This window comes from Streptomyces sp. NPDC055025, assembly GCF_053608565.1.
On record NZ_JBSGVS010000026.1, the window covers coordinates 1 to 26131 of the forward strand.

Below are 26131 nucleotides of genomic sequence, written 5' to 3' on the forward strand. Positions count from 1 at the left end.
GTCGGTCGCCCACGCTCCGCGTGGGCTCCCTCCTCCGCCTTGCGATCCACGGCACCACGCGGACACCAGCCGCTGCCGCGGCGGGCGCTCCCTCATCCAGCCAGATCCAAGCGAAAGACCCTAGTCCCGTCCGCTTCCCGCCCCGGTGGGCCAGATCCCCGACGATCTCGGCCACACCCGGTGCCAGAGACCTGAGCGGCGCACCATCGCGTGATCCCCGCCTTCCACCAGCACCGCGCCGGCACACGCACCGGCGTCCCGGGCGCGCTCGACGTACGCGACGGACGCACGGGGCGCTGGTCACACGGTCCCGGTCGCCGTGCGTCAGCACGATCCGCCTGCCCCGCGGGTGATCATTCGGCTCGTCGGCGGGCAACCACGGAGCGAGCGCCAGAACGCCCTGAACCTGTGGATGCGCGGATGCCCGAAGCGCGGCTCTGCCTCCCGTCGAATGGCCGACCAGCACGACAGGCACCGCCCCGTGGACCCGCCTCAGCTCGCCGAGCGCGGCGAGGGCGTCGTCGACCGGGTCGGCCCGGTTCCAGCCACGGTGCCGGTAACGCAGCCCCGGAGAAATGCGTTCCCCGAAGGCACCGCACGACACCGAAGCGCAGCCGCGAGGCCGGAAAGCCCAACTCCCCGCCCGCTCAAGCACCGCTCACGCGAACGGCCCCGGACGAGAGGTCCGAGGCCGAATAAGGTGCCCACCTGGGGGAGAAACCCCAGGTCAGAGCGGTAATGCGTTGTGCCCCCGGCAGGATTCGAACCTGCGACACCCGCTTTAGGAGAGCGGTGCTCTATCCCCTGAGCTACGAAGGCGGGGCTTGTGCGAAACCTTGCACGGAACTCGTGAACAGATCGTGCCCTGGTCTCCCGGTCAAGCCCTGAGCGTCTGGATCATGATGCTGCGGTGATGAGGTGCGCGGTAGACCGCGTGACACGCCGCAGCGCCCGCCAAGAGCGCTCGATCAACAGGGTACCGGATCGGGGCTCGGGCGGGCGCTGGTGTCTGGAGGCTGGGTGCCGGCGTCAGGCCGTGGGCCTGAGCATGGAGGCTCCTTCCTCGTGCAGCGCACGGCTGGTGGAGTTCTGTGCGAGGACGAACCCGAGGGTCAGGAGTTGCTGGGCCTCGACACCGTAGGAGATGAGGCGTCCGTTCCACAGGGAGGCGTCGAGTTGCGCGTGGCCTGACTCGGCGTCGCTGCGGTAGGGATAGACGAGCTGGTGGGTACGGGTGAATTCCGGGATCTGCTGCAGGTGCTCGGCGCGGTGGAAGCCGCGCTCCTCGTCGCTTTCACCGGGTGGCCGTTCGTCCTTGCGGCTTGTCGTGCCGACGCCGACTCTGTATTCGTGGAGGCCATGGCGGCACGGGATGGCCAGCACGTGGTACCAGCGGAACGTCCGGACCCCGCGTCGCTCCAGCCTCTTGATCGGCACAGGAACGAGCTCGGCTGTTCCGTCCGCGAAGTGGACCTTCTCCGCGACCCGTCCGTCGGCGGCCCACAATTCGTGAGTGCAGCGACCGCGGCGCAATGATTCATAGAATTGTGGTTCGTTTCCTTTGTGCTGTTTGTTGATGACGAGGCCGCCGTAGCGTGCGATGGCATCCCGGTGAACGCCCCGCATGGCGCCGTCGTAGAGGGTTCCCATGGAGCCGGGAGCCGCAGACATGATGTCGATGACGCCCTCGACGGCGACGGCTGCTTCGCCGCCGGGATGCAGGTGGGGTACATATCGTGAGTCGAGGAAAACACGGGACAGGTAGTTCTCGTCCTTCCTGGCAGAGAAGAAGACGTATTTCGGGCCGAAGACCTCGGTGCCGCCCCCTTCCATTTGGGAGACGGAGGCGGGGTCGACCCGGTGGTAGCGGATCTCGCCGGTCGTCATGTCCACGCTCTGGCTGGCTCGGGCCAGGGTGGGCGATTTGAGTACCGTGCCGTCGGCGGCTATCAGCTGATGCCGTTGCGGACTGCTCCATGACCGGGTCTCGTGCTCCGGGAAGATGCCTTGCTCGAGTGCCTGCTCAAGGGCGAGAACGCGGTATGACTCCCAGAGCTCATGGGATCGCTCGCGCAGCCGTCGCTGGGCGCGGAGCCACTGCGCGCGCGTCGGCCCGGCTTCGGGGAGACGGGCCACCTCCGCAGCGCCGAGTTCCGCGCGCGCCCCTGTTTTGAAGATGGTCCACACCTCTGGGTTTTCGAGGTGTGCGGCGGTGCGGCGTGCCGAGGCCAGGACACTGCGGGCTGCGAGGAAAAAGAGGAACGCGACGTCAGGGTAGTGACGGGGCCTTCCGATCCTGCCTGGTGGCGGGAGCGTCTCGGCCAGCTCGTAGAGATCGGTGTTGCGCGCGCAGTCAGTGAGCCGCTCGTGAAGGGTGCGGCGGTCCTTGTCGCTGAAGACCCGCTTGCGCGGGGTGCGCTGAGCAGGCGGGAGGGCGTCTCCGAAGATGTCCTCAGGCACTGGCGGCCTGCCCTTTGGCCGCGGGGCGGGCCCAGTCGTAGCCCACGATGTCGGCGGCCCGATTCAGAGAGCGCAGCCCGAGCCCGCGGGCGACGTCCTCGATCCTTCCGGCCTCGTCAAAGATCCGCACCGCGGCGTAGGCGGTGAGGGAGGCCGGTTTGACCTGAGGGTCCGCGCCTAGGCCGATGCGGCGGATGAGGTCGGACAGCGCGACGCAGGCCCAGGCCTGCAACTGCTCGTCCGGTGTGGGAGCGGAGGAGACGGCGAGCCGGGCATTGGACACGGCTTCGGGCGTGCGCTGCTGTCGGGCGACGAAGGCGGCCCTGCTCAGCAGGATGCGCAGTGCCCATGGGTCGAGCGGGCACCACCGCGCGTCGGTGCGGGTGGAGCCGTGCATCCACACCGCTTCGCCGCTCTGGTCGACGTCACGGATGCGGATATGACCGATCTCGCCGGTGTGCCCGCCCGCCAGGGCTAGGGCTGCTGCTGCGGCGTGTCGGCTGGGCCGTGTCACGTACTCGGCGGCGTGGCGCAGGGCTACGGCCTCATCTTCGGCGAGCGGCCGGATCAGGGTCCTGGCGCGTTCGGGCAGGACCATGTCCCGGGTGGGGTCGGCATCGGTGAGGCCGAGTTCGCGCAGCGTGCGGTAGAAGGAGCGCAGGACGGCGCGGCGCTGGTGTTGGGTCGCCGTGGCCGATTCGCCGATTCTTTGGCGGGTACGCCCCTGGGCGAACACGAAGTCTTCGGCGAAGTCGACAGTGACGTCGTCGAGGAGGATGACTCCGCGGGCCTCGGCGTAGCGCTGATAGCGCACCAGGAGTTGCCCGAAGGAGCGGTTGGTCTGCGGGGACATCTGTCCCTGGGAGGTCATGGCGGTCCAAAGGGTGACGGTCTGCTCGACGGCGTGCGCCAGCGTCACGTCCGCGGAGTCGGTCGCGAGCGCGCTGGGGCCGTCGGGCATGGCTCGGTCGGATCTGGGCGCGCGCGGGACGGGCATGCGGCAGTAACCCTCTCTGGTGGTGCAAGTTCACACCAGCCTTGGAGGGGAACTTCCAGTACGCAAACGCTCACGCGCAAAAAGGTGATGCGGGAAAGGTGGCCCGCAGGCCGACGGCAGCGGGGTGTCAGGTCCGCTGGCGGGAGAGCACCTCGTAGATCGTCGCGAGAGACCGCATGACCGCGCCGTAGTCCTCGGCAGTCAGGTGCGTGAGTTGGTCCATGTTCACCGGCAGGACAAGCCCGACGGACGGGCCGACCGGATCGGGCGTCGGCGCCGACGGCTTGTCCTGCTCCGTATCGGGGGCGGCCGCTTCGACATCCTGGCTCAGGGCCCTCGCCAAGCGCAGGCTCCCGTCACTGTCGCGCTCGACATACCGTGCGAGCTCAAGCCAGTCCACCAAGTGCACCCAGGGAGTCAGCGTGGAGGTCGGATAGGGCCTCATGGCCTTGGCGACCTCTTCTGCGCTGAATGGGACTCCGGGGCGTACGGAGGAGTGGACCAGCAGGCGATACACCCAGGACTCGCGCCAGACCTCACCGAAAATCGTCCTGGCCGCATCGCGGTTGGTGGCCCACGGCTGCCCGACGCGCACGCCGGAGACGGTGGGCGTCCACCCGGCGGGGCCTGATGTCAGCAGTCCCGTCCCGGTCAGGAATCGCAGGGTGGGTTGGATGCCCTTGTGCTCCAGTCCGGAGAGCCGCTTGCTGCGGCAGGACGTGCGCGAGGCTCTCCGACCGATTGAATCCGATGACGGAACCTACCAGGAAGCCTGCAACAGGTTCGAATTCCTCGTGTCCATGATGGCTCTCGACATGGGACCTGAATCCTTCGCCCGCCCATGGGCGGGCGAATTCCTCATCGAGTCCAGCTGGGGGTATATGAACGGCCTGGCAATCACCGTCGAACAGGAACTGACCCCTGCGTGGCCCCTCCATCAGGGCGGAGCATTCGGCGGTGATCCCCAGCGAGCGACGGACGCCTACAAGACGCTGGTTGAGTGGCGAGCCAAGCACCCTCGTTGGTCGTCACGGAGGATCGACGAGTTCAGGGCGATCAGATCGGACGGACCGGGTGCGTTGTCCCCACGCCGTTGGTGCGGAATCGGAGGAGATGACGCGAGCATGGGTCTGATCGGTACGTAGTGGACGGCATGCGTCACGCCTGCAGGACGTCGTCCCGTCCTGACGACCGGGCAGGTGGCACCTGCTTCTTGTTCTTGACGAGGCCCAGCTCCATTTTGAGCTGTTCGAAGACCAGGTCCGGGGTTCCGATGCGCCCCACGGCATGGCTGTGTGCAGTCAGCGTGGCTTCGGCGAACGGGCTGTCGAGGGTGGCGACACGGTCCCAACCTCTGGCTTCGGCCAGAGGGACGGACTTCACGTTCTCCCTGTCCAACAACAGGTGCGGGATCTCCAGGTACTGCGGCAGAAGCTGGAACCTGTTGTCGTCCGTCCGGAACACCCTCAGGAGAGCATCGCGGTTCCTGTTCGTCTCGTCCTCCCGCCACTTGGCCACGAGTGCTGTCTCGAACAGCGGGTCCGCCTTGGCGACACGAACGTACTCGGCCTTCGCCTTCCGCAACGAACGACCCGGTTGGGGCGTCGGAGGGTCCTCATACAGGTCGCAGGCGGGGGTGAGCACCAGCCACCAGGATCCCGCCGGATCACGAAGGAGGTCGGCTGCGGTGAGGTGCAGGGTTACGGGCGGCTTGAGGTAGGTCCGGGCGGCCGACGAGTGGCCGACCACGGCGCCGTCGGCGCCGTGGAGGGCACCGTCCAACTCCCGGATCGCGTTCTCCTTGAGCCAGGCAGCCAGCCGGTGTACGAGCAGGGGAGCGATCTGCTGCTGGTCGGCCTCGGCCATGTCCGGCCAGTTCGGAGCGATGACGTCCCGCAGGAAGTCCCGGATCTCCCTGTCCACGAGATCGCCGAGTCGACGGGTCAGCGACGGGACTCCGGACTGCAGTCCGATGCGCACAGCTTCTTGGACCTCGTCCAGCCTGTGTTTCGTCACGACCTGGACGAGCGGTGGCGCCACGAGGTCCTGTACCTGTCCGGGGACGTTGGTGCAGAAGATCACCGGAACCCAACGAGTCTTCGCGATCCTGTCGTACAGGTCCCGACCTCGCCGCTCGAGACCAGGGACTATCCCCTGCCCCTGCGACGAGTCCCTGACGTCGAGAACGACCAGGTCGATCTGTTCTCTCCCGAGGATCAGTTCGGCCTCGCCGAAGTCCTGCTCCGTCTCGACGGAGACGGAGCCCAAGTCGTTGAGCTCCTCCTCCAGCATGGCCTTGAGTTCCCCTGCGATGTCCTCCTCGTCGTCGACGACGAGTACCCGGAACACCGCGTCCCCCTCTGTCACCCAACTCTCCTTCGAAGACGTGCTCTGAAACATGCCCCGGCGAGCGGTCCTGGAGAGACCAGGTACAGGTCACCGTCGTAGAAGTCCTTGACCACGCTGCCGGCGATGCTCAGCCCCAATCCGATCCCGTCGGGCTTGTCGCTGAAGTAGGTGTCGAAGATTATGTCTTTGATCTCCTCCCTGACACCTGGACCGTTGTCGCTGACATCAATGTCGACCTCACCGTCGGAGGTGCGCCCGGTCGTGATGAGGATGGAGCGGTCAGCGCCCTCTGGGAGAGTGGACAGCCAGTAGATCGCGTTGCCGACAAGATTGAGGATCACTTGGGCGATGTCGCTCGGCTCGGCTGTCACGGTCACGTCGTCTCCGCCGACAGTGACCGTGATGCCCTGCTTGGCGAGCTCCGCCTCGTGTACGGACACCGCCTCGTCGATGGCCTCGTGCAGCGAGATGTTCTTGGGTCGGCCTCGTTGGCGCCCGCTGAGGGGTTCGACTCGAGTGAACAGCCGGTCGAGAGCCTTCTCCTGGGCGCTGAAGGCGGTGTGGACCTTGCCGAGAGCCTCGCCGAGGTCGGGATCCTGCTCGCTCGTTCCCTTCGCCAACTTGTTCAGCCTCCGCAGCACGTAGGCGATACGTGTCAGGGCGGCCCGGCCGTCGTGGAGCACGACATCCACCAGAGTTCCGAGCGTGGCGAGTCGGGAGAACTGGGAGATGATCTCCTGGACCTTCTGCACACTGTCGTTGATGGCCTCGGCGGCCTCGTCCAGGGCACGTCCGAGCACGGCGTCGTCCGGATAGCGCTGGTTAACCACGTCGCGGAGTGGGTCGAGGGTGAAGTTCTGGAAGACTCCGTGTCCGCCTCCCTCCGCCGAGGGCAACAGCGGCTGACTGCCCGGAGACTGGGGGGGCTCCGGGCGGCGAAGTCTGTACCGCCATGTCTCCAGCCTGCTCACGGCCTGGACCATGACTCTCTTGAGTTCCTCGTACTCCGGGGAGTCGATCAGCCCTTCGCGGTGGGAGCGGTCCCGCAGGCCGGGGTTCCCGTCGGCAGAGACGTATACGAAGCCTGCCACCTGGTTGTTTGAGAAACGCATGGTGGGGTTGTTCACGCGGCGCTGGTCGAACTCCAGCCAGTCGTATCCGGTCTCTCCAAAAGGCTGGATCCGGAACCCGTCGCGGTACAGGGCGACGCCGCTGTTGCCCCGGATGAGCTTTCTCACCTCGCTGATGTTCTGAGCGCCGAGGTCGATCTTGAGGAGTCTGCGCAGCGAACCGCTGTCCAGGTCCCAGGTTCGGATGTCCAGCTTCACGGGGCCGCAGGTAGGGAGATTCGTGCCCTGCCGGAGGTCTTCGTGGATGACGACCTCCTCGTCAACACCCATGGCGGTGAGGGTGAGGTGTGCCTGTCCATCGGCGTCCACAGTGCCGACGAGTCGGTAGTGAGGATGTGCCAGAGCCTCGCTTGCACTGACGAAACCCGAGTAGTGCCGCAGCTCGCCGGGTGGAGTCTCGATGTAGATCGAGAACTCCGGCTGGTCCGGTACTGCCAGCTCCGCGGGGGGCGGAGGCGGGAGCAGTCGTGAGAGAGACCGCTTCAGGGTCTCGATGGACTCCGCTCCCCAGAACTGGCGAAGGCCTTCAAGGCGTACGACTGTCCCGTGCGGGTTCCGTGTCGGCTCTGTGGTCACGCCCGTCTGGAACTCTCCGGCCAACTCCTCGAACAGTTGCTCCGCCTCGCCGCCGGTGGAGAACACCTTCGTAGGCCGAACCGACCAGTTGACCGGAACCTGGTCCAGGAAGGCGTCCTCGTCGGAGAACCTGCCCCAGTCGAGCCGCAGAGTCACCTCTTCGCCGTCACCACGACACGTCACCAGTGAGGTCACGAGCGCCAGACGAGCGGCGGAGAACCTCCCGATGCCCTTGGCCCCGAGCACCCGTCGTCCGCGCCCTTCGCTGCGGGGGCGCCGGTGTCGATGGGGAGTCGCGATCTCCATCCAGGTGCCGCGGACGGTGTCCGGTGACATGCCGTGTCCGTCATCCCAGACCTCAATGGAGCCGACCCCCTCTTCGAGGGGAGCGTTGAACCGAATGACGACCAAACTCGCGTCGGCGTCGTAGGCGTTCTTCACCAGTTCGGTCAGCGCGACCCGCTCGTTGCTGATCAGCTCCTCGCCCAGGGTGCTCATCAGCCGAGCGCGCGGCCGGAGGTACGCCTCCGTGTCCTCCGAGTCCACCTGAGCCCCGCTTTCGGTCACCGTCCGCCCTGCCTGTTGACGTAGCAGGCGTGGAAAGAACTCTATAAGCCGACACGAATGACGAACGGTGCATATGGATGACACACCGGGTACCTCGACGCCGAAGTGGCTGAAAGTCGCCCCAAGCGGCCGCGCTCGCGAAGGTGAACTGTTTCGAACGTGCCTTCTGGAAAGGGCCCTCGTTAGACGGATAAGCGGGGGTGTAATGGGATGGCTGTGCATGCGGCCCACTGGCGGAGGTGTCAGTGGCGTCCCGTACGATCGATCATCTCAGGATGCACCAGGAGACCGCCTCGGAAACCGGCCGCGTGCCGTGCCGACCATATGGGCGTCAGACGGGTCAGAGCAGGTGAAGGCTGGGTGATCCAGAGATCCAGGGGAGCCGGAATGATTGCCTCCGCAGGCAGGTCCGTGATCTCCTGGTGCTCATTCATGTCGTGTGTATGGAGGGTTGTGCTGTGGAGAAGGGGAAGTACGACTACCCCCTGGAGCGGAGCGACTACCTCCCGCTTGAACCCCACGAGGAGAACTGCTCTCCGGAGGACTTCCGGAAATGGCTGAAGATCCACGGTAAAGGCAAGAGGCTGGCGGTCGACCTCTTCTCCGGGGCCGGTGGGCTGAGCTTCGGCGTGAAGCAGGCGGGGTGGACGGTCGCAGCCGCTGTCGACTTCGACGAGCGTGCGCTGGAGACCCACGCGGCGAATTTTCCGGGCATGAGCCTCCACATGGACCTCGGCAACCCTGAAGAGCGCGACCGCCTGGTAGGGCTCCTGAAGGGCGTAGACATCGACCTGATCGCCGGCGGCCCTCCCTGTCAGCCCTTCAGTCGTGCAGGACGCAGCAAGATCCGGGATCTCGTGGCCAACCACGATCGGGATCCGGAGGATCTCCGTAAGGAGCTGTGGCGTTCCTACCTGCACGTGGTCGAGGAAGTCCGGCCCCGCGCCGTACTGATGGAGAACGTGCCCGACATGGGGCTCGGTGACGACTTCTTCGTCGTGCGCACCATCGAGCAGCGCTTGGAGGATCTCGGGTACGCCACGCAGGTCCGCCTCGTCGATGCTTGGCACTACGGTGTTCCCCAGCACCGGAAGCGGCTGATCCTGCTCGCCCGGAACGATGTCGAGCGCTTCGACTGGCAGCCGAAACAGGAGGGCTTCAACAGCCTCCGTGACGCGATCGGCGACCTTCCCGATCTCGACCCGCAGCCGAGGGAGCGCGTCGGTGAAAGAGAGCTGCCGTACCGCGCTCCGGAGTCTCCCTCCTCCTTCCTGGAGATGATGCGCAAGGACGCACCAGAGGGACTGATCTGGGACCACATGACGCGACGGGTCCGTGCGGACGACTGGGAGATTTTCTCCAAGCACATGGACTCCACGACTCTGTACTCGGAACTCCCGGAGGAGTTCCGTCGCTACAGCGCCGAGCACTTCACGGACAAGTACAAGAAGCTGGCCTGGAACGAGCGCAGTCGGTCGATCACGGCGCACATCGCCAAGGACGGCTACTGGTACATCCACCCGGACCAGCCGCGCACCCTCACTGTGCGTGAGGCGGCCCGGGTGCAGACCTTCCCTGACTGGTTCCGGTTCGCTGGTACCCGCAGTGACGCGTTCCGGCAAATCGGGAACGCGGTGCCACCGTTGCTGGGCAAGGCGGCAGCCGAGGCTCTCGCGCCGGTGGAGGACGTACAGTCACAACTCGGGGGTCTCCAGCCGCACTGGCGTCAGGTCCGGGAGGAGCTGGCGGCCTGGGCCGATGGGCGGCGGGACGGTGACGACTGGTGGCACCTCCCAGGCGAGCAGATGTCGCAACTCTCAGCGGCAGTGGTCGCGCTTCTCTCCGGCACCAAGCTGCCGGCAGCTCAGATGGACGAGGTCCTAGCGGACGTGAGGTTGCGTAAGTACCTCACCTCCAAGGCTTACGGGAACCTCCTGGAAGCCGCTCCCACCACGAGAGTCAGAACCCGACTGGAACGTCTCGCGCCTCTCGTCGATGACACAGCGGCCTGGCAGAAGAGCAGGCGTCTTGAGATTCCCGAGCACCTCGCGCTCAAGCCGGCCGAGGCGTCGCTGTATCGTCTGCTGGTGGGCGAAGACCTTCTCTGGGTGGGGCAGGGCGCGTTGCGGGCTGCCGCACGCCTGAACGACAGCGACGCGGACCGCACGAACAGGCTCAGCGATGGCCGGGTCAACCTCGTGAGGCTCGTGGGTGCGGGGGACGAAAGCGCGCCGCTCCGCATGGCAGCGCTACGTCTCATCGGCAACACCGTCTGCAGTGCGCAACGGCCGCTGTGCTCCGAGTGTCCGCTGAGCAAACACTGCCCGCGGAAGTCCGATGCTTCGGACGTCTCGGCGCCGGAGGTGAGCAGCAAACCGAAGGGCAAGGAGCAGAGAAGCCGGAAGCAGCTGCCGAAGTAGGAGGAAGGGCTGCTCGAAATCGATCAGTCGGGCCGACGGTCACACGCCGCGGCAATCCTGAGCGCGGCCCGCTCCGCGTCCGAACGGACCTCGCACTCCCAGACGCGGATCACGGTCCAGCCGACGGCCTCGGACGCCTGGCTGTTACGTCTGTCGCGAGCCCTGTTCGCCTCGATCTTGTCCGACCACCGCGCGGCGTTCGGCCCACGGAACTCGGATGCCCCGTGGACACGGCATCCGTGCCAGAAGCATCCGTCGACGAACACGGCGACCTTGTGGCGAGGCAGCACGAAGTCCGCGGTGCAGCGCGGAGCGACTTTGCGCTGGAGCCGGTAGCGAAGCCCGAGACGGTGAACGGCGCGACGGAGTTTCACCTCTGGGCCGGTGTCACGGGACCGGCGCCCGCGCAGATGATCACCTTTCGCGGTTCGCACCCAGCCGCTGTCCGGCTGCTCGACGCTGCGGTCCATGACAGTGGTCCAGTTCTCCGGCTGCTTGGGGAAGAGAGCGTGTCACACTCCTCCCATGCTCCGAGAACCCGCCGAAATCCGCATCGACGACCACGGCCAGGTCGAACTCTCTCCGGGGCTGCTCGCAGAGGCGGGTCTGTCGCCGGGCGCCGAACTGCTCGCCTTCAGCGGTGGCGACGGCTGCATCGTCCTGCGACGTGCTGAGGACGCGGTTAGTGACCTCCTGGGGAACGGAACTCTGTGACAGGGGCGGGCCGGCGGCGCTGTCCGGCCGAGGTCACGTGGCTGTCGTGGCTAGACGACGGCCGGGCCGAACCCGATGCTGATCGCCTTCTCGTGTACCAGCAGTGCCTGGGCAGCCTGAGTGGGAGAGATGCCGCCCTCGGTTCGCAGCTTGGTGGCGATCGCCGTGGCCAGTTGCCGTTCGGAGGGTGCCAGATTCCGGGTCTGGAGCGCCCACTCGCCGAGTGACTCCCACTCGGCCGAGCCGATTCCCCGCACCTCAGCCAGGTTCTCCCCCTCTGTCTCCGAGGTGTCCACCGCGAACTCGACAGGCCGCTCCCGGAGTTCGGCCGCGAGCGCATCCGGGACCTCCCATTCCAGGCGGGATACCTCGTCCCAACAGGTGCTGCTCTTTGCCCACTCCGTGACGTGCTTGCCTTGCACGATGACTTTCTCCATCACGAGCGGGCAGAGGTCGTCCACGGCGGAGAGCAGTGCCGGAGTGACCCCCTGCCGACGCCAGATACGGTCGAGATCGATCCTCTGGTCTGTGGCGGCACACAACCGGGCCATGGTGTAGGTGGTCACGAGCGCCTTGTGGCTTCTGGCCTCGTGCTCCTTCGCCACTGCGTCCACGGCCTTGAAGAGCAGACCCATGGCGATGACCCGCTGGCAGTAGGCGACGTTGACGACCGGTGGGGCGCTCTTCATGAGGATCATGAACTCGTTGAAGTTCTTCTGGGCGCCGCGGCTCACGTGGTGCGGCAACTGGTCCCAGGAGTTCACGTACTTCGCGAGGTCGGACTTGTTGAACCGCTGTCTGGTGGGATGCTGTACGCGGAACTTCCGTCTGGCGGCGACGGAGGGGGTCTTGGCCTCCTCCGTCGCGTACTGGCCGCGCGCCCGTTCGTAGAACCAGCGGGTCTCCTCCTGCCCGCTTCCGTCCACTGCTGGAGCCCACAGCGACCTGCTGACCCGCTCGAAGTCCACGTGGAACCTGTGGTTCGAGCTGAAGTCGACCAGCGTCACCTTGTTCTGGGTGTTCGAGTAGCGGGAGATCAGGGGGACGATCTCCTCAAGGTGGTCCGGGTCGACCAGCGACAGCTTCATCTGTACTCGGACCTGCGTCAGGTCCTGCTTGTCACGCTTCATGACGTGGTGCAGCGTGGCAGTGGTCTGCCCGCCGTTCACGATCTGAAGGCCAGTCAGCTTCCGGATGGCCACCGGGTGGCCATCCGAGTCCGTGACGAAGTCGGCCTCCGACGCCGTGGCCGTGATCCCGTTGTTGTACGCGAGGAAACGCGCGGGCCGGTTCAGCAGGGTGTCCCGAATCCCGCGGTTGACCGCAGTACGGGTCTGTAGAAAGGCGCGGACGTTCAGCTCCAGCAGACGTGTCCGGTGCTCGTCGTACAACTGGGCGAGCCGCTCACCAGGCAGGACAGCGAGGGTCACCGAGTGGTTCGGCTCGGTGCTCTCGGCTGAGAGGCAGGCCAGGGGCGGATCGAACTCGACCACGATGGGCTCGCTGATCGAGCCCGAGGTTTCGTGCCGGTGCAGCCGGGTGAGGTCCCAAAGCTCGTGGCTGACGGGCAGACCGTCGAACTCGGTCGCCTCTGGGAGAGCGCCCGCGGTGCTCACCTGGTTGCTGAACAGGAACAACCGGATCTTCACCGCGTCCGCGAGGGCCTTCTCGACGCCTTCGCACAGCTGGTGGACCTCGCTCGCCTCAGGGTGGTTGTGGCGGATGGTTCCGCACTTCCGCAGGAACGCCAGAAGCCTGCGGAACGCCTTCGATGAGTCGCTCTTGGTGAGTTTGTCAGCACCGGGCTGACCTTGGGCCAGGTCATACTCGGTGGTGTACAGGTCGAGAGTGGAACGGTCCACGCTCACTCCGAACCCGTAGACCACGAGGCCGTGCTCTTGGTGGAAGGCGACGGTGGTGTTCGTGACGACGCCGGCTTCTTCGAGCTGGTCCAGAACTCGGCGGGTGAACGTCGTAGGGATGGAGGCGGCCTCGTTCTCGGCGAGCGACTGGATGTCGTTCATGAGCGTGCGGGCGTAGTCGTGCAGGGCCAGCTCAGCCATCGGTACCTCTGATCAGGTCGGTGACCTCGTCGGTCGTGACACGGTGCTGCTCAAGCGCGGAGACGCTGATGTCGTAGGTGCAGTTCCCGACACCGGGGGGAAGGCTCGACTCCACGATGCGGGGGAAGCTCTCGTCGACCTTCCACAGGTCCGTACGACGGAGGGTGAACCTGGGCTCGTCGTAGAGGTCGTGGTGATTCGCGAAGTACCCTGCGCGGACTAGTTGGCCATCGAGACGTGCACGTGCGGACGGGCTGGTGAGGCTGGTCCGGAGGCTCTCGACGAGCGAGTTCAGGCTCTCACCTGACCCGCCTCGACGTTCGTCCACGGCTAGCTGGACGAGCACGACGGACTCGACGCCTGTGTCGTCGAGCTGGCGCTCGTTCGATATCCGCACGAAACGAGGGCTCTTGACGGTGGTCGTCTTGACCTCGACGGCCGAGTTCGGGAGCTGGAAGTCCTGGTTCGTGCCCTCTGGGCCTGTCCACGACGACAGAGCAGTGCTCTGTGGCTGCGAAGGCAGCACGAGCTCCCGCAGGACGTAGAGCTCGCCGAAGAGGCCGCGTCGGGCTTCGCCCCGGAGGCCCTCGGTGCCGATGCTCCGCATCAGCTGCTGCCAGTGGAGGAACCGGCGCACGGCGGCCTCCAGAGCGGTCTCGCCTGTTTCAGTGTCCTTCACCACCCTCGCTATGTCCTCGACCAGCGGCGTGAAGACCTCGCGCAGCTCGTCGGTGGTCAGGGCGACCTGGAGTTCGAACTCGCGAGGCGAGACCGAGCTGAACGACAAGGTCAGCCCGTTGGTCTGCGGCAAGTCCACCAAGAGGTGCCGCACTTTGTCGGCGGCCCGGGCATCGGTGCGCAACAGCAGCATCCTTCGGTGACCGGGATGCGACACCGAGAGGTGGATGTCATGAGGGGACTCGGGGAACAGCCGCCGAGTGGAGCGCCCTGTACCGGTTTGCGGGGACTCCAACTCGCGCCAGAGGTTCTCGTCGATCACTCGTCGCCCTCGCCTTCGTCCTCGCCGTCGAAGTCGTCAATGTCCGAACCCTGCTTCCACCAGACCTCGTTGACCACGTACTCGGTCTTGCTCTGGTGCTTCGAGAACGGAAAGCTCACGGCGAAGCCGATCAGCGGGATCGAGGAGTCCGGGCGGTCCGAGACCAGCGGTTCGATCGGGTAGATCAGGAGCAGTGGCTGGTCGGGACGGCGCTGGACGCGGAGCGGGGTGCCAGTGGGAGTGGTGGGGTTCCGGGGCCTGCCGTCGCGCTTGAGCTTGCCCTCGGCAGCCTTCTTCGTCGCAGCGAGGGCCCTGTCGTACTGCACCTTGTCAAGATCGGTGCTCTCGTCTCTGGGACTCAGCACACGCTTGATCGTGTAGCGGCTCTCTGAAGTCCTGCCAGAGGCGGCCCGGGTGACCAGCCCCACGGAGTGCCCGGCGATGTCCACGGATCCGGTGACGGGCTTCCTGCCGACGACACGCACCGTCCAGTTGCTCAGCTCCCCGTACTTCGCACACTGGCGGATGTAGCCAGCGATGAACTGAGGACGGACCCGGTGGGCTTCCTTCGCGGTCTGGTACGTGTCGAAGAAGACAGCAGCCACAGTTTCGGGTGGGACCCCCTGCCAGACGAGGCTGCCGCTGGCCTTGTCGACCACCGGGGCGGAGAGCTCGGTCAACCTCTTGGTGAAGGCGTGGAGAGTATCGAGATTCTTCTGCGCCACGCCGTCACTGAGATTGAAGATGGTGGTCTCGGCCAGCTCGCCGGAGTAGCTGAGCCGCACGCGTGTCCCCTGACGCATCTTGTTCGCGGCGGTGATGGCCAGACCGAGCGACGAGGTCCGGACCTTGAGGCCGAACTCCCGGGGGGTGAGGCCCAGAACCGCCATCTCTTCCACGTCGCGGCGCAGCTCGTCGGTCGCCGCAGTGATCTCTGCGTACGCCGACTCGAGCGCACGTGTCGTGTACAGGCGACACAGGTCCTCGTAGCCAGGCCGGTATCCGAACCAGCGGCCCATCTGGAGGAGCGTGTCGTACGTCTTGGAGAAGCGCAGGTAGTAACTGATTGATAGGCCCTCGAGCGTGAGGCCCCGGGAGAGCTTCTCGCCGCCGATCGCGATGACGGAGAGGCCCTTGTGGCGGTTCTCGTAGTAGTCGAGGACGTCCTTTGCGGCACCGTTCACGGCCTTGACCTTGAACTTCTGGATGGCGGGGAGGATCTCCTCGGCCACCTCGTCCCAGGTGAGACGCTCGGCCTCGTCTGCCGGAAAGTAGTCCGTAGTGGAAACGAAGTCCTTCTCCCAGACGTCCCGGAGCTCGGCCAGACAGGTTGCCGAAGCGCTTCCGTAGCGGTCGCGGAGACTGTCCGTGAGGAATCGCACGAAGTCGTCCACCTGATCGCGTACACGCCCCTGAACCGCGGTGAACCGGGTGACGTGCACCAGCATGGAGTTGTGCTTGTGTACCTGCCCCCGGGCACGGCGAGCGGCACAGGTGAGGACGAAGGAGTGGATCGCCCGCTGGAGCGAGAGAGGCAGGTCGCCGACCGGGGTGTGACCGGACTTGTGCTTCTCGGGGATCCACGCGGAGGTGTCGTCCACGTGCCGGATCAGGGGCAGTGGCTCGATGTCGTCCTCTTCCTCGTTGTCCATTCGCAGGCCGAACAGGCGCTCCGGGCCGAGGTAGTTGGACGGGGCGCGCAGCGTGCGGATGAAGCTGTCGGGGAAGAGGTCGCCGCCGAGGGTGTCGTGGTCGGCGTCGGGATCGACGTAGATGTTCGCGAACGGTGTCGCCGTGTACCCGACGTACGAAGCCTTGGCGAAGCTCCTGACCAGCAGACGGATCGCCTCATTGATCTTCGAAGGCTCGTTGTCGGGGTCCGAGGTGTTGATGGACGCGTTGTCGGCCTCGTCGTCGATCACGAAGAGCGGGATGTCCCGGACGATCTTCCGGCCCGTCGCCGGGTCCTCCTCACCGTGCACCTCGGTCACCCAGGTGCGCAGGTAGTCGATGATCCGACGGTGCTTCTTCACCACGAGGACGACGGGGAAACTCGCGATGGGCAGGTTGGCCTTGGCGGCCGTGCGGCGGTCGAAGTCGCCCTTCTCCGCGCTGTTGGTCAGCGACGCGACCGGCAGCTGGTCCACGTGGGACATGGCGCCCACACCGATCTTCCAGTTCGCGCCTTCCTGGTCGGACCGCAGCTGGTACTGGGTGTCGAAGCCGAGGAGACCCTCGTCGATACGGAGCTGCGTCTGGCTCCGGAGGTCGTTGTGGATGCCCGCGAAGACGACGATCAGTCGGTAGCCGGCGTCGGCGGCCTTCGTCGCGAGCCCGATGTACTGCCCGGTCTTGCCCGACTGCACCTGACCGATCACGAGACCGGTGCGTTGCCACGAGCCGGGACGACGCGGGTCCTCGAGCTCTCCGAGGATCTCCTCGGTGCTGCGGTCGATGCCCCGCACCACTTGCGGAGGCATGTCACCAACGGTCTTCAGGTACCGGTCGTAGCGTTCCCAGAAGGCCCACGTGCGGTCGTTCTTGGCGTCTGCGAGCCAGGGGATGTGACCCTCGGCGTTGTGCAGGGCCGACGACTCCTCCTGGTAGATGCTCGTCTTGGCCTGGAGGGTCTTGGTGAGCCGTACTTGATCGACGGTCATCCCCTTCAGGCTGACCACGCTCATGGCCATGCTCGCCGCCTGCTCGACCTCCTGGGGCGTGGCCTGACGATCGCCGGGCAGGAACATGAGCGCCGCCGTCACGGCGTGGGCGAGTGCCTCGTCGGCGGTGGAACTCACGGAGACCTCCAGGCTTTCCGGTATGTCGGTGTGGAGAGGGAGAAGAGTAGATGGTGGCGCTGACAGTGGTCAGCTGCTCCAGAACCCGTCCAGCTCGTCGAACGGTTGGGTCGTTCTGATCAGGGATCTCGCTTCCTCGGCGGGCTTTCCCTGGGACAGGAAGACCTTGAACATCTGCTGTGCCACTTCGATCGCGTGCTGGTCGGCGGGGCCAGGGCCACCGAAGGGCTCGGGATCGTCTGCCGTGTCCGTCTCGTGCAGGACACGCAGGGCGGGAACGGGCACCGTCTCCTCCAGAAGGCGAAGCAGGGCTCGGACACGGGCCGGATCCGATTCGCCGTCCTGGAGAACCGCCTGTACGAGTGGGTGACGCCGGTTGATCCTGCAGCTGACCTTTCCGCCGTCTCTGCGTACGTTCCAGGGGAACGACAGCGGTCCGCTGTGCTGGCGTGCCGCGATCTGTCCGCGATGCCGTGCCGTTTCGGCGGCTTCTCTGCGGACCATCTGGGCGATCCGGGTGAGGTGCCGACGCAGAGCCACCGGGGCGACGACGGTGGCCTTGCGCACGTCGACGCGCCACTCGGCGTCCATCTCGGCCGGAATGTCGATGGCGACACGGGCGAGGTTGTAGCGCTCTTCACGGCGTAGGCCGCGCAGTCCGAGCCAGCTCCCGGCGAGGATGAGGCGGTTGCGCCGATAGACGTAGAAGCCCTGGTGTCTCACCCAGCCCTGAGGGCCGCCCGCAGTCGCGTACTCGGACTCTGTCAGGCGCTGGGGTCCCGGCAGCACGAACGGCTCCACCAGGACTGTTCGGCCCTCCAGAGGCAGAGGTTCGGGCGGGAGGCGCCGTATTGACGGGTGCGACGTGAGGAACGGGTCCCATGGAGTGACCTGGAAGCCGGACACCCGAAGCGCCAAGGTGGTCGCGCCGGTGAGGAAACGAGCGAAGACTAGCCCGAGGTGGGTCTTCACCTTCTCGGTCTCGTCGTAGAACTGCTGTTGCGTCCGTTTGTCGCCCTCGGTCGCGTCCTGGTAGCCGGAGAGCTTCTGCCACAGGGCCACGGTGCCGCGGCTCCGGTCCGCGGTGAGCCGGTCGAGGATCTTCGACGTGCCAGGAGGCGGCGTGTGCAGTAGCCGCCATTCGCCGGTCGTCTCGACGACGTCGAGGTCCCAGGTTCGAGTGAGCCAGACACCGTCAGTGGCCGTGCACACTGTGAGTAGACGGCACTGCGAGAAGGAGGCGGACTTGAGTCCGACCCCGTAGCGCCCGAGATCGGTGGCGGATCTGTCGGTCGCGGGGCCGCGCGCTGCAACCGTCATCGCGGTGACGAGGGACTCTTCGGACATACCGCGCCCGTCGTCCACGACCGCCACCCAGGATTCTGGACCGGCCCACGTGAACTCGACGTCGATGGTCCCGGCCTCGGCCGAGACGCTGTTGTCCACCAGGTCTGCCAAAGCGTCCGGGAGCGAGTACCCCAGCGCGCTGAGGGACGCCACCATCCCGACCGGCGTCGGCGGCGCGATGTCGTAGGTCATGCCTGGTCTCAGCCCTGCTTCCCCGTTCCGGACGCGTCAGGTGAGCGCGGCTGTCCCGGAGCCAGAGGCATCGAGCAGGCGTACACCCTGGGTTCGGGAGTACTCGCCTGCTGGTCCAGTAGATCGATAGTGCGTAGCCCCCGCCCGATGGTGATGATACTGGAGCAGAGGGGCAAAGGTCTCTGCTTCTCTCGGGGCTCTGATCTCGTATCACGGTGTTTGCGAGCCGGCAGGCGTACAGCACGGTGCTCGCCGACGCCTTGGTCGAGCCAGCCGGTTCGGCTTGGGGGTAATGCCACTACGCGACGAGCGTCTCGATGGGCTGCCGTTCCTCCATCGGTATCGGCTCTGCGCTCGTACACATCTTCCAGAGTCGTAGAGCATCTCGGTCAGCTACGAGGGTCGATGCGACTGGGCCGCGAGGAAGCGCACCTTAGATACCGGGCCGCGAAGTCGGTGATCGGTGCGCCATCGACGGCGTTGAGGCGCAGCGGGTGGTGTGCACCAAGCAGGATGACCGCAGCGGTTGTCAGGCCTCAGGTGTTGTCGCGCTCGGTCCAGGCAGTCAAGCCGGGCCACAAGCCGGTACCCAGTGCCGCTTCGAGGCGGGCAAGAGTTCCCAGGTCGGGCAGAACCATCCCGCGCAGCAGTCTGCTGATGGTCGCGTGCGAGACCCCGGCTCTCTCGCCCAAGGCCCTCAGTCCGATGTCGGAGGTCGCCATCGCCTGAGCCAGATTTCGTGCGAACGCCTGGCCGTAATGCGCACTGACAGGAGCATCCTCGACGAGCCGGGCATGCGGCCAATTGCCGGACGCGACATAAGTCGCTGGCAGTTGATCGTTGTTGCTCCGGGGCATGCCGAGATGATCCCACGTCCCCATGGGTCCCCGTCCCTCCGTGCCGCACGAATTGGCACAAGCTCGCGTTGGTGCAAGTACACACCACTCTGGAGGATTGGGGCCCGGCTGTGTCGTGTTACCGGTTCTTGGGGGAGTTGCGTTCGCCGCCCCGGGGAGCGGATCGCTGTCATCTGGACGCTTCATGGTGCGGTCGGGGCGGACGTTTCCTAGCAGAGTCGCGAGGGTGGACGCACTCACGGCGGCTGGCCGGGCTCCTCAGTGCTCTCCGCAGCGTCATGGAGATCCGCAAGGATCCGTCTGATGTCGGCGACCAATGCCGTGGGGGTGGAAAACCGGCCGACTCGGACGATCGGAGCACCTGGACTGTTAGCCGGATCGGCCTCCACCAAGTAGCCGACTTCCGACGGGATGCCGAACACGGCCGCGTGCAGGTGACGTCGAGCGGCCTCGAGTGCGCGGTCCGCGGCGGCCATGGGCCAGTCTCGTAGCTGCTCGTCGGTGGCGGCGCGACGCAGGCTGCGAGAGGTCAACCACTCCACGCCGACCGTTTCACCGCTATCGGTCACCACGACGCCGTGTGCTCGGTAGTGGTCGTCGTTGTCCGCTTCGGGAAGTCCCGCGGCTGCCAGGAGCGTCCGGATTTCCAGTCCCAATGGACCGCGAGTTGCAGGTCGGCGTCGGTGCTGAGCACTTGTCACGGGGCGTCCTCCTTGATGGAGGAAGGTCAGGTAACAATAGGTGCAGCCGATTTTCGCTCTCGGATATTCGGTATGGGGCTTTGAAAAGCGTGATCACTCGGCGAGAGTGATGACGCCATCGGGAATCCAGCCCTCTAGGTATCTACGCAGAAAGGGCCCAACCTCGCGTGGGTACACATCAAAATTTTCATCTTCGACATCGGTCAGGTGATGCCACGCGTAATCGGCATCCGGAAAGGAATGGGCGTGAGCGCGAAGGCTGATCGACCTAATTCTGTCGCGACGGACGACGAAGATACGCGTCAGGCCGGTCTGGCTGGCTCGCCCCAGCCGAGGGTCGAACCTGCCGACTACCGGAGTGGCGGCTAGGAACCAGTGAGAGAAGAGCGGGTCCAGAATGTGAATGACGGAGAACCTGGACGGTCGGAAAGGGATCACTCTTGCCTTGACCGGCCGCCATGAAGAATCGCTGTGAATTCGACATAATAGCACTCGTTCCTGGCGGTCAATCACAGTCAGCACGGTAGATGGCGATTTCCTTCGGAGAACGCTTCTCATGTGTTGGGCGTCCGTCAGAACCGACACTCATGCCTCCGCTGAGTCGCAAGCGAATGAAGCCGACAACTATCAGGGGATTCACTGAAGTGATGTGACTGTGGGAGGTCTGCGGCGCATCTCCCTTGGGTGAGCAGTCGCTATGCCGGGAAGAAGGAGCTGTGCCATCAGGGGAAGCTGAGGCCTCCAGCCCTTCCCGTACCGAGCCATTGACGATGCAACAGGCCCTGGCCTGCACGGAAGCGTTCGGCGTTCCCAGATCACCCTCAGCGCGTTTTGGCCGTGGTACGCGCCCCCGGTCTGACCTGCGGGAACTGACTTTCGTACAAGCCCCACGAAGGCGAAGGCGGGCCTTGCGTGACGCGTGGAGGAATCCTCTGAGTGAGGATTCCTCTGTGGTGCGGCAAGGTCCTGGGCCGCCCGTGTGGGCAGTCCTGGACAGCGTAGCGGATGTGGGTGGGGTGGTGGTGCGGTGGCGGGGGCGTTGGCTTGCTGCTCGATGCGCGTCGTGATGGGTGGTTCTGCGCCGGCGCTGCGGGTGAGTGTGGGGGGATCCCTGTCAAGGGTGTCTCGGACACCTCCGGTGTGTGGGGGACGTACGGGGTCCGGCCGTCGGTGTGGGCGGGTCGGTGGAGGGCGGTGGGGGTGGGGTGGGGTGGTGGTGGCCCAGTGACCGTGCCGGGCGCTGCTCAGGGGGTCCCGGCACCTTTCGCTTCCGCCCGATGGAGGCCAGATTTGATGGCGGGGCGGACGATTCCGTCACGATGCCGGAGGGGGACTGTTCGTGTTCGTGTCACGCGTGGACGTTGATTCCGGGCGGGACATGGTGTCCCGGCCGCGGCTCGCCGTCGATGGTCTCGTGGACGCGCGGGAGGGGCTGACCCGTGAGCTGGCCGACGTGCTGTTCGCCTCGTTCGCCAGACGGGACCAGCGGCAGAAGGGCGAGCAGTATCTGCGCGGCCTGCTGAGGGCCAGGGGGCGGAAGTCCATCCGCAACGTCGCCGCCCATGTCGGCGGTCCGGCCGCCGAGCAGAGCCTGCACCACTTCATCAGCAGCTCCACCTGGGACTGGATGCCGGTTCGGGAGGCGCTCGCCGCCCATCTGGAGCAGGGCAGTGCCCCCCAGGCGTGGGTGGTGCGGTCCATGCCGATCCTCAAGGCGGGGGACCATTCCGTCGGAGTCGACCACGTGTACGACCCCTGCCTGGGGCAGGCGTTCCGGGGGCAGCACGCCTTCGGTGTGTGGTACGCCTCCGAGACGCTCAGCGCCCCCGTGCACTGGCGGCTGCGCCTTCCGGAGACCTGGGTGCAGGACGACAACCGGCGGCGCCGGGCCGAGATACCCGAGGCGGTCGGAGAGGAGACGGAGGAGGAGTGCGCGTCCGCCGCCGTCCTGGAGACGATGACGTCCTGGCGCGTGCCGTTGCGGCCGGTGGTGCTCAACGCCCACGTCACCCGGATCGCGGCCACCGTCGGCCGGTTCGCCGACGCGGGCGTCCCCGTGATCGTACGGGCGGGAGCGGCCTCCCAGCTCACGGTGCGCGACCCCGCCCTGCCCGGCTACGGCGCGGGGCCGCTCGGCATCCAGCAGATCCTGGCGGCGGTCAGAGGGCTGGGCCGCAGGGCCGACTGGACCGACCCGGCCGGACCGTACCGCGCCCGCCGCAGTTCGGTGGCCGTCGCGGTGCGCGTCGGCGGGGCGGGCACGTCCGCGCGCCTGGGCCGATCGGGCACCGGAGACGAGGAACTCGTGCTGCTGGGCGAGTGGGAGGACGCCGGGCGTCTGCCCACGGCCATGTGGGTCACCAACATGGCCTCCGTACCGGCGGTCGCGCTGCTGCGCATGACCAAACTGGCCGCGCGGGCCCGTGAGGACCTGGCCGTGGTCGGTGAACAGGTCGGCCTCAAGGACTTCGAGGGGCGGTCGTTCCGGGGCTGGCACCGGCACATCACGCTGGCCTCCGCGGCTCACGCGATCGCGGCTCTGACGGGCGACGGCACGGCCGACGCCCTGGCCGCTCCCGCGCCGCGTTCCGCGTGACAGGCGCGGCGCAGCGCGGCCCCGCGCCTCGTGTGCTCGCTCCCGGCGCCCCGCGCCTTGCGTGCCTGCTTCCAGTGGCCCGCGCCCTGCGCCTCGTGTGCCTGCTCGTGGCGCCTCGCGCCCCGCGCCCCCTGTGCCTGCTCCCGGCGGTTCGGGCTTACCGGCGGTCCGGGCTCACCGGCCGCTCGGGCTTCCTCCGGTCGGCCTTCGCGGGCACGGGACACCCGGCACGCACCTCGCCGCGCGGTCGGAGTCGTCCACGTACGTCAATGTCCATCGACGACGGCGGTCGTCCGCATCGCGATCCTCCCCCGTAGCCCGAACCGCACGGGAGGCGCCGCCTCCACCAGGCCCACAGGGCTGATCCCCGGAGATGAGCCCAACGGGACCTACGCGCCGTGGTTCCCCCGGCCGCCTTCCGCTCCCCGGTCCTCCGCCCGGCTCTCGTCGTACTCGCTGGCGCGCCGGTAGACCGCGTCCCGGGCCCGCAACAGGCGCAGGGCCAGCTGGATCTCCAGAGCGTTCGCGGGTTTCTGCCAGTCGGGGCCCAGGAGTTCCGCGACGCGGTCCAGCCGTCGCGAGACGGTATTGGTGTGCACATGGAGGTGAGCAGCCGCGCGCCGAGGGCTGCTGCCAGAGGTGTAGTACGCCTCCAGGGTGCGGACGAGGTCGGTGGAGCGTTTGCTGTCGTGGTCGAGCACCGGTCCCATGGCGGAGGCTATGAACGCGTCGACATCGTGGGCGTCCGAGAGCAGAAGTCCGAGGAACCCGAGGTCCCGCGCCGCCGCCGAACCACCTGTGGCACCCAGCGCCACAAGGGTGTCCAGGCAGCGGCGCGCCTCCTCGTGCACCCTGGCGATCGGGGCCGGTCCGGTGGCCGGGCCGGCGGCTCCCACCGTGACCGGATGGCCCAGGAAGCGGGAGAGTTCGTCGCCCGCCGCCCGCGCCGCGGCCGAGGCGTCGGTGCCCGGCAGGAGCAGGACCAGACAGCCGCCCCGGACAGTCTTGAGCCCGCGGTGCCTCTGCGAGTACGAGGAGGCCCACAGGGCTGCCTCGCCCTGCTTGACGCCCTCGGGGCGCAGGACGAGGACGACGTGCTGTCCATCCGGGTCGAGGCCGAGCCGCCGCATTCGCCCGGTCATGGCGTGCGGCGGATGGACCCCGGAGGCGAGGAGGTCGTCCAGGCACTCGTCGCGCACGGGCCCGGCCGCCGCCCCGGCGTTGTGCCCGAGCAACCGCACCAGCGCGGCTGCCCGCGCCGCGGCGTACAGCAGCCGCCGGTCCTCGTCGGTGAGCGGGGTGCTTCTCCGCAGCAGCAGGACACCGGGGGCCTCGACGCCCGTGGTGACATGAGCGGCCCACAGGGTGTCCGCCACAGGGACCGGGGCCCCGGCGGCATAGGAGTCCGCGAGTGCCTTGACCATCACGTCGGTGCCCAGCGCGGGAAGCTCACCGGTGGCGGCCAGGGGCAGCCCTTCCGCGTCCCGCAGCACGAGCACACCCCGGAGTTCCGCACCGGCCACTTCGACGACATCATGCAGGGCACCGCCCCCGAGCACCAGTTCGGCCAGCCGGGCCTGACCCCCGGTCAGCCGCTCCAGCCGCTCCAGACGTGCGGCGAGGCGGGCGCTCTCGCTCTCCGCCCAGGCCGTCGCGGCCCGGCTCTGCTCCAACTGCCGGGTCCGCTCGATGGCGGACGCCGCCAGAGCCGCGAGGGAACGGAGCAGGCTGACCTCGTCCGGCGTGAAGTGACGTCGCTCCCGTGACGCCCCGTACAGTGCGCCGATGGTCGTGCCACCGTGCGCCAACGGCACCGCCAGGATCGCGTGCAGTCCTTCGGAACCGACCACCTCGTCGATCTTCGGCGTGTGCGGGAACCGGTCGTCGGTGAGGTAGTCGGGGGTCCAGAAGGGCGCCTGTCTCTGCTGGGCCCACTCGCCGATGCCGAAGCCCTTCCTCAGCTCCAGGCCCACGCTGCCCGGAGTGGTCTCGCCGTCGGAGCTGTGCACGTACGAACCGCCGTCCGGCAGGCGCAGGCTGACGTACGCCATGTCGAAGTCGAGCAGCCGGCGGGTGCGGTTGGTGACGATGTTCAGCAGCGCGTCGAGGCTGTCGCGGGAGGCTATGTCGTGGGTGGTGTCGATCAGCGCCGTGAGGTCCGCCTCGCGTCGGCGGCGCTGGCCCAGCGACGTGTGGACGTCGAGCGCCAGTCCGACCGCCTGTTCGAGCTCGGCCAGCCGCTCCCGGGGCAGGCCCTGTCGCGCGGCGGTTCGGAGCAGTTCCGCCAGCCGGCCGGGAGGTGCTTCCTGGGCCAGGAGTCCCAGGACGGTCAGAGCCGGGGAATTCGTCGGTGCATGGTCCGGGGTCAACCGGTTCCCCCTACGCAGAAGACGAGACCGAACCGGATCGACGGTACGTACGCGTGTTTGCGCCGGTCAAGTGCAATAAGGGCACTCCGGTTGTCCGAAGTGTGGTGTGAACACCTCCGAGGTGTCCGTGCGAGGTCCCTGGAGCACCTTCCTGGGGAGTCGCCGGCGGGAAACGATGATCAGGGGCTGAGACGAACGGCACCCCATCTGTCCGCAAGGGGTGGGGATGACAGAACTGAAGAGTTATCTGAGGTCGTTGGAGCGGAGCAGACGCTCGCTGCGCCACCAGAACCGGCCGGAGACATTCGTGATGGCGGGCCGGGAATGGGATCTGCTCGACGGCGTGTTCGCGCCGCCGTTCTCGGCCACCACGGGCGTGGCCATGGAAATCCTGGGACTCGACGGGGACGGTCGGCCGCGCTTCCGGCGCCATGGATCGTTCCTTGAGGTCGGGTCGGGAACCGGTGTCATCGCGGTGTCCGCCGCGCTGGCCGGTTGTGAACGGGTGGTCGCCACCGATATCAGCGTTGCTGCCGTGAAGAACACGGGCATGAACGCCGAACGGCATCGTGTCGGCGATCGCGTACGGGCGGTGCGGGGCGACCTGTTCTCGGCGCTGGACGCGGGCGAGCGGTTCGACACCGTCTACTGGCACTCCAACTTCGTCCTGGCACCCGCCGATTACCGCTACGAGACAGTGCACGAGGCCGCGTACGTCGATCCGGGATACGAGGCGCACCGGCGCTATCTGGCCGAGGCCCCGCTCCTGCTGACCGAAGGCGGGAGCGCCCTGCTGCAGTTCAGCGACCGCGGCGATCTCGGCAGACTGCGCGACCTGGCCGCGGGCTGCGGCCGGGAGCTGGACGTGCTCTGCCGGCGCACCTTCCTCGAAGGCACCGAGACGATCGAGCACATCCTCTTCGAGGTCCGGATCGCGTCCTGACGCCCGTCCCCGGGACAGCGGTCGCCGCCAGGGCGTACGGGGCCACGGTCGC

Annotated in this window: 18 protein-coding genes and 1 tRNA gene; 4 read left to right on the plus strand and 15 right to left on the minus strand. The window is 67.0% G+C overall.

Features of this window, described 5'->3' with window-relative positions; translation table 11 throughout:
• From ACWGDX_RS17655 to ACWGDX_RS17685, 7 genes are all read right to left on the minus strand, one after another.
• A partial coding sequence (locus ACWGDX_RS17655) for a hypothetical protein (RefSeq protein WP_453626503.1) occupies positions 1 to 655 on the minus strand: 655 nt, incomplete at its 3' end.
• Between the two features lie 91 nt (positions 656 to 746).
• Positions 747 to 819, minus strand: a tRNA-Arg gene (locus ACWGDX_RS17660).
• A 210-nt stretch (positions 820 to 1029) separates the two neighbouring features.
• Positions 1030 to 2460, minus strand: coding sequence for a hypothetical protein (locus tag ACWGDX_RS17665; RefSeq protein ID WP_453626505.1), 1431 nt, complete (start codon positions 2458 to 2460; stop codon positions 1030 to 1032).
• Positions 2453 to 3421, minus strand: a complete 969-nt coding sequence (locus ACWGDX_RS17670; RefSeq protein ID WP_453626507.1) for a tyrosine-type recombinase/integrase — start codon at positions 3419 to 3421, stop codon at positions 2453 to 2455. The genes ACWGDX_RS17665 and ACWGDX_RS17670 overlap by 8 nt, the downstream gene beginning before the upstream one ends.
• Before the next feature lie 163 nt (positions 3422 to 3584).
• Positions 3585 to 4052, minus strand: coding sequence for a hypothetical protein (locus ACWGDX_RS17675; protein ID WP_453626509.1), 468 nt, complete (start codon positions 4050 to 4052; stop codon positions 3585 to 3587).
• Positions 4053 to 4615: 563 nt separating this feature from the next.
• Complete coding sequence (locus ACWGDX_RS17680; protein WP_453626511.1) at positions 4616 to 5857, minus strand: hypothetical protein; 1242 nt, start codon at positions 5855 to 5857, stop codon at positions 4616 to 4618.
• Positions 5821 to 8010 carry a sensor histidine kinase gene (locus ACWGDX_RS17685; protein ID WP_453626513.1) on the minus strand — a complete coding sequence of 730 codons (2190 nt, stop codon included), beginning with the start codon at positions 8008 to 8010 and terminating at the stop codon, positions 5821 to 5823. The genes ACWGDX_RS17680 and ACWGDX_RS17685 overlap by 37 nt, the downstream gene beginning before the upstream one ends.
• A gap of 527 nt (positions 8011 to 8537) precedes the next feature.
• On the opposite strand from ACWGDX_RS17685, the gene dcm reads away from it, so the two are divergent.
• On the plus strand, positions 8538 to 10499 hold the full coding sequence (gene dcm, locus ACWGDX_RS17690) for a DNA (cytosine-5-)-methyltransferase (protein ID WP_453626515.1): 1962 nt from the start codon (positions 8538 to 8540) through the stop codon (positions 10497 to 10499).
• 23 nt (positions 10500 to 10522) lie between these two features.
• On the opposite strand, the gene ACWGDX_RS17695 is transcribed toward dcm, so the two are convergent.
• On the minus strand, positions 10523 to 10969 hold the full coding sequence (locus tag ACWGDX_RS17695; protein WP_453626517.1) for a very short patch repair endonuclease: 447 nt from the start codon (positions 10967 to 10969) through the stop codon (positions 10523 to 10525).
• Positions 10970 to 11024: 55 nt separating this feature from the next.
• Between ACWGDX_RS17695 and ACWGDX_RS17700 the strand changes: the two genes are divergently transcribed.
• Entirely contained in the window at positions 11025 to 11213 is a 189-nt protein-coding gene (locus ACWGDX_RS17700) for a hypothetical protein (RefSeq protein ID WP_453626519.1), read from the plus strand.
• 50 nt (positions 11214 to 11263) lie between these two features.
• On the opposite strand, the gene ACWGDX_RS17705 is transcribed toward ACWGDX_RS17700, so the two are convergent.
• From ACWGDX_RS17705 to ACWGDX_RS17730, 6 genes are all read right to left on the minus strand, one after another.
• Positions 11264 to 13276, minus strand: a complete 2013-nt coding sequence (locus ACWGDX_RS17705; protein WP_453626521.1) for an AIPR family protein — start codon at positions 13274 to 13276, stop codon at positions 11264 to 11266.
• Entirely contained in the window at positions 13269 to 14276 is a 1008-nt protein-coding gene (locus ACWGDX_RS17710; protein WP_453626523.1) for a PD-(D/E)XK motif protein, read from the minus strand. The genes ACWGDX_RS17705 and ACWGDX_RS17710 overlap by 8 nt, the downstream gene beginning before the upstream one ends.
• Complete coding sequence (locus ACWGDX_RS17715; RefSeq protein ID WP_453626525.1) at positions 14273 to 17074, minus strand: Z1 domain-containing protein; 2802 nt, start codon at positions 17072 to 17074, stop codon at positions 14273 to 14275. Before ACWGDX_RS17715 ends, ACWGDX_RS17710 begins: the two co-directional genes overlap by 4 nt.
• 69 nt (positions 17075 to 17143) lie before the next feature.
• Positions 17144 to 18613: an ATP-binding protein gene (locus ACWGDX_RS17720; RefSeq protein WP_453626526.1), complete on the minus strand. Its 1470-nt coding sequence runs from the start codon at positions 18611 to 18613 to the stop codon at positions 17144 to 17146.
• Between the two features lie 536 nt (positions 18614 to 19149).
• Positions 19150 to 19470: a helix-turn-helix domain-containing protein gene (locus ACWGDX_RS17725; RefSeq protein WP_453626528.1), complete on the minus strand. Its 321-nt coding sequence runs from the start codon at positions 19468 to 19470 to the stop codon at positions 19150 to 19152.
• A 236-nt stretch (positions 19471 to 19706) separates the two neighbouring features.
• Entirely contained in the window at positions 19707 to 20171 is a 465-nt protein-coding gene (locus tag ACWGDX_RS17730) for a hypothetical protein (protein ID WP_453626530.1), read from the minus strand.
• 1378 nt (positions 20172 to 21549) lie between these two features.
• On the opposite strand from ACWGDX_RS17730, the gene ACWGDX_RS17735 reads away from it, so the two are divergent.
• Entirely contained in the window at positions 21550 to 22767 is a 1218-nt protein-coding gene (locus ACWGDX_RS17735; protein WP_453626669.1) for an IS701 family transposase, read from the plus strand.
• A 389-nt stretch (positions 22768 to 23156) separates the two neighbouring features.
• On the opposite strand, the gene ACWGDX_RS17740 is transcribed toward ACWGDX_RS17735, so the two are convergent.
• Positions 23157 to 25136 carry a GAF domain-containing protein gene (locus tag ACWGDX_RS17740; RefSeq protein WP_453626532.1) on the minus strand — a complete coding sequence of 660 codons (1980 nt, stop codon included), beginning with the start codon at positions 25134 to 25136 and terminating at the stop codon, positions 23157 to 23159.
• A gap of 226 nt (positions 25137 to 25362) precedes the next feature.
• On the opposite strand from ACWGDX_RS17740, the gene ACWGDX_RS17745 reads away from it, so the two are divergent.
• Positions 25363 to 26079 (plus strand): methyltransferase domain-containing protein, encoded by a 717-nt coding sequence (locus ACWGDX_RS17745; protein WP_453626534.1) that lies wholly within the window; start codon positions 25363 to 25365, stop codon positions 26077 to 26079.
• Positions 26080 to 26131 lie beyond the last annotated feature (52 nt).

Bases quoted from the DNA above. Each gene is read 5' to 3' on its own strand.
- ACWGDX_RS17685 (WP_453626513.1), bottom strand. From the start codon at position 8,010: ATGAGCACCCTGGGCGAGGAGCTGATCAGCAACGAGCGGGTCGCGCTG.
- ACWGDX_RS17705 (WP_453626521.1), bottom strand. From the start codon at position 13,276: ATGGCTGAGCTGGCCCTGCACGACTACGCCCGCACGCTCATGAACGAC.
- ACWGDX_RS17695 (WP_453626517.1), bottom strand. From the start codon at position 10,969: ATGGACCGCAGCGTCGAGCAGCCGGACAGCGGCTGGGTGCGAACCGCG.
- ACWGDX_RS17700 (WP_453626519.1), top strand. From the start codon at position 11,025: ATGCTCCGAGAACCCGCCGAAATCCGCATCGACGACCACGGCCAGGTC.
- ACWGDX_RS17725 (WP_453626528.1), bottom strand. From the start codon at position 19,470: ATGCCCCGGAGCAACAACGATCAACTGCCAGCGACTTATGTCGCGTCC.
- ACWGDX_RS17670 (WP_453626507.1), bottom strand. From the start codon at position 3,421: ATGCCCGACGGCCCCAGCGCGCTCGCGACCGACTCCGCGGACGTGACG.
- ACWGDX_RS17735 (WP_453626669.1), top strand. From the start codon at position 21,550: ATGGTGTCCCGGCCGCGGCTCGCCGTCGATGGTCTCGTGGACGCGCGG.
- ACWGDX_RS17720 (WP_453626526.1), bottom strand. From the start codon at position 18,613: ATGACCTACGACATCGCGCCGCCGACGCCGGTCGGGATGGTGGCGTCC.
- ACWGDX_RS17680 (WP_453626511.1), bottom strand. From the start codon at position 5,857: ATGTTTCAGAGCACGTCTTCGAAGGAGAGTTGGGTGACAGAGGGGGAC.
- ACWGDX_RS17745 (WP_453626534.1), top strand. From the start codon at position 25,363: ATGACAGAACTGAAGAGTTATCTGAGGTCGTTGGAGCGGAGCAGACGC.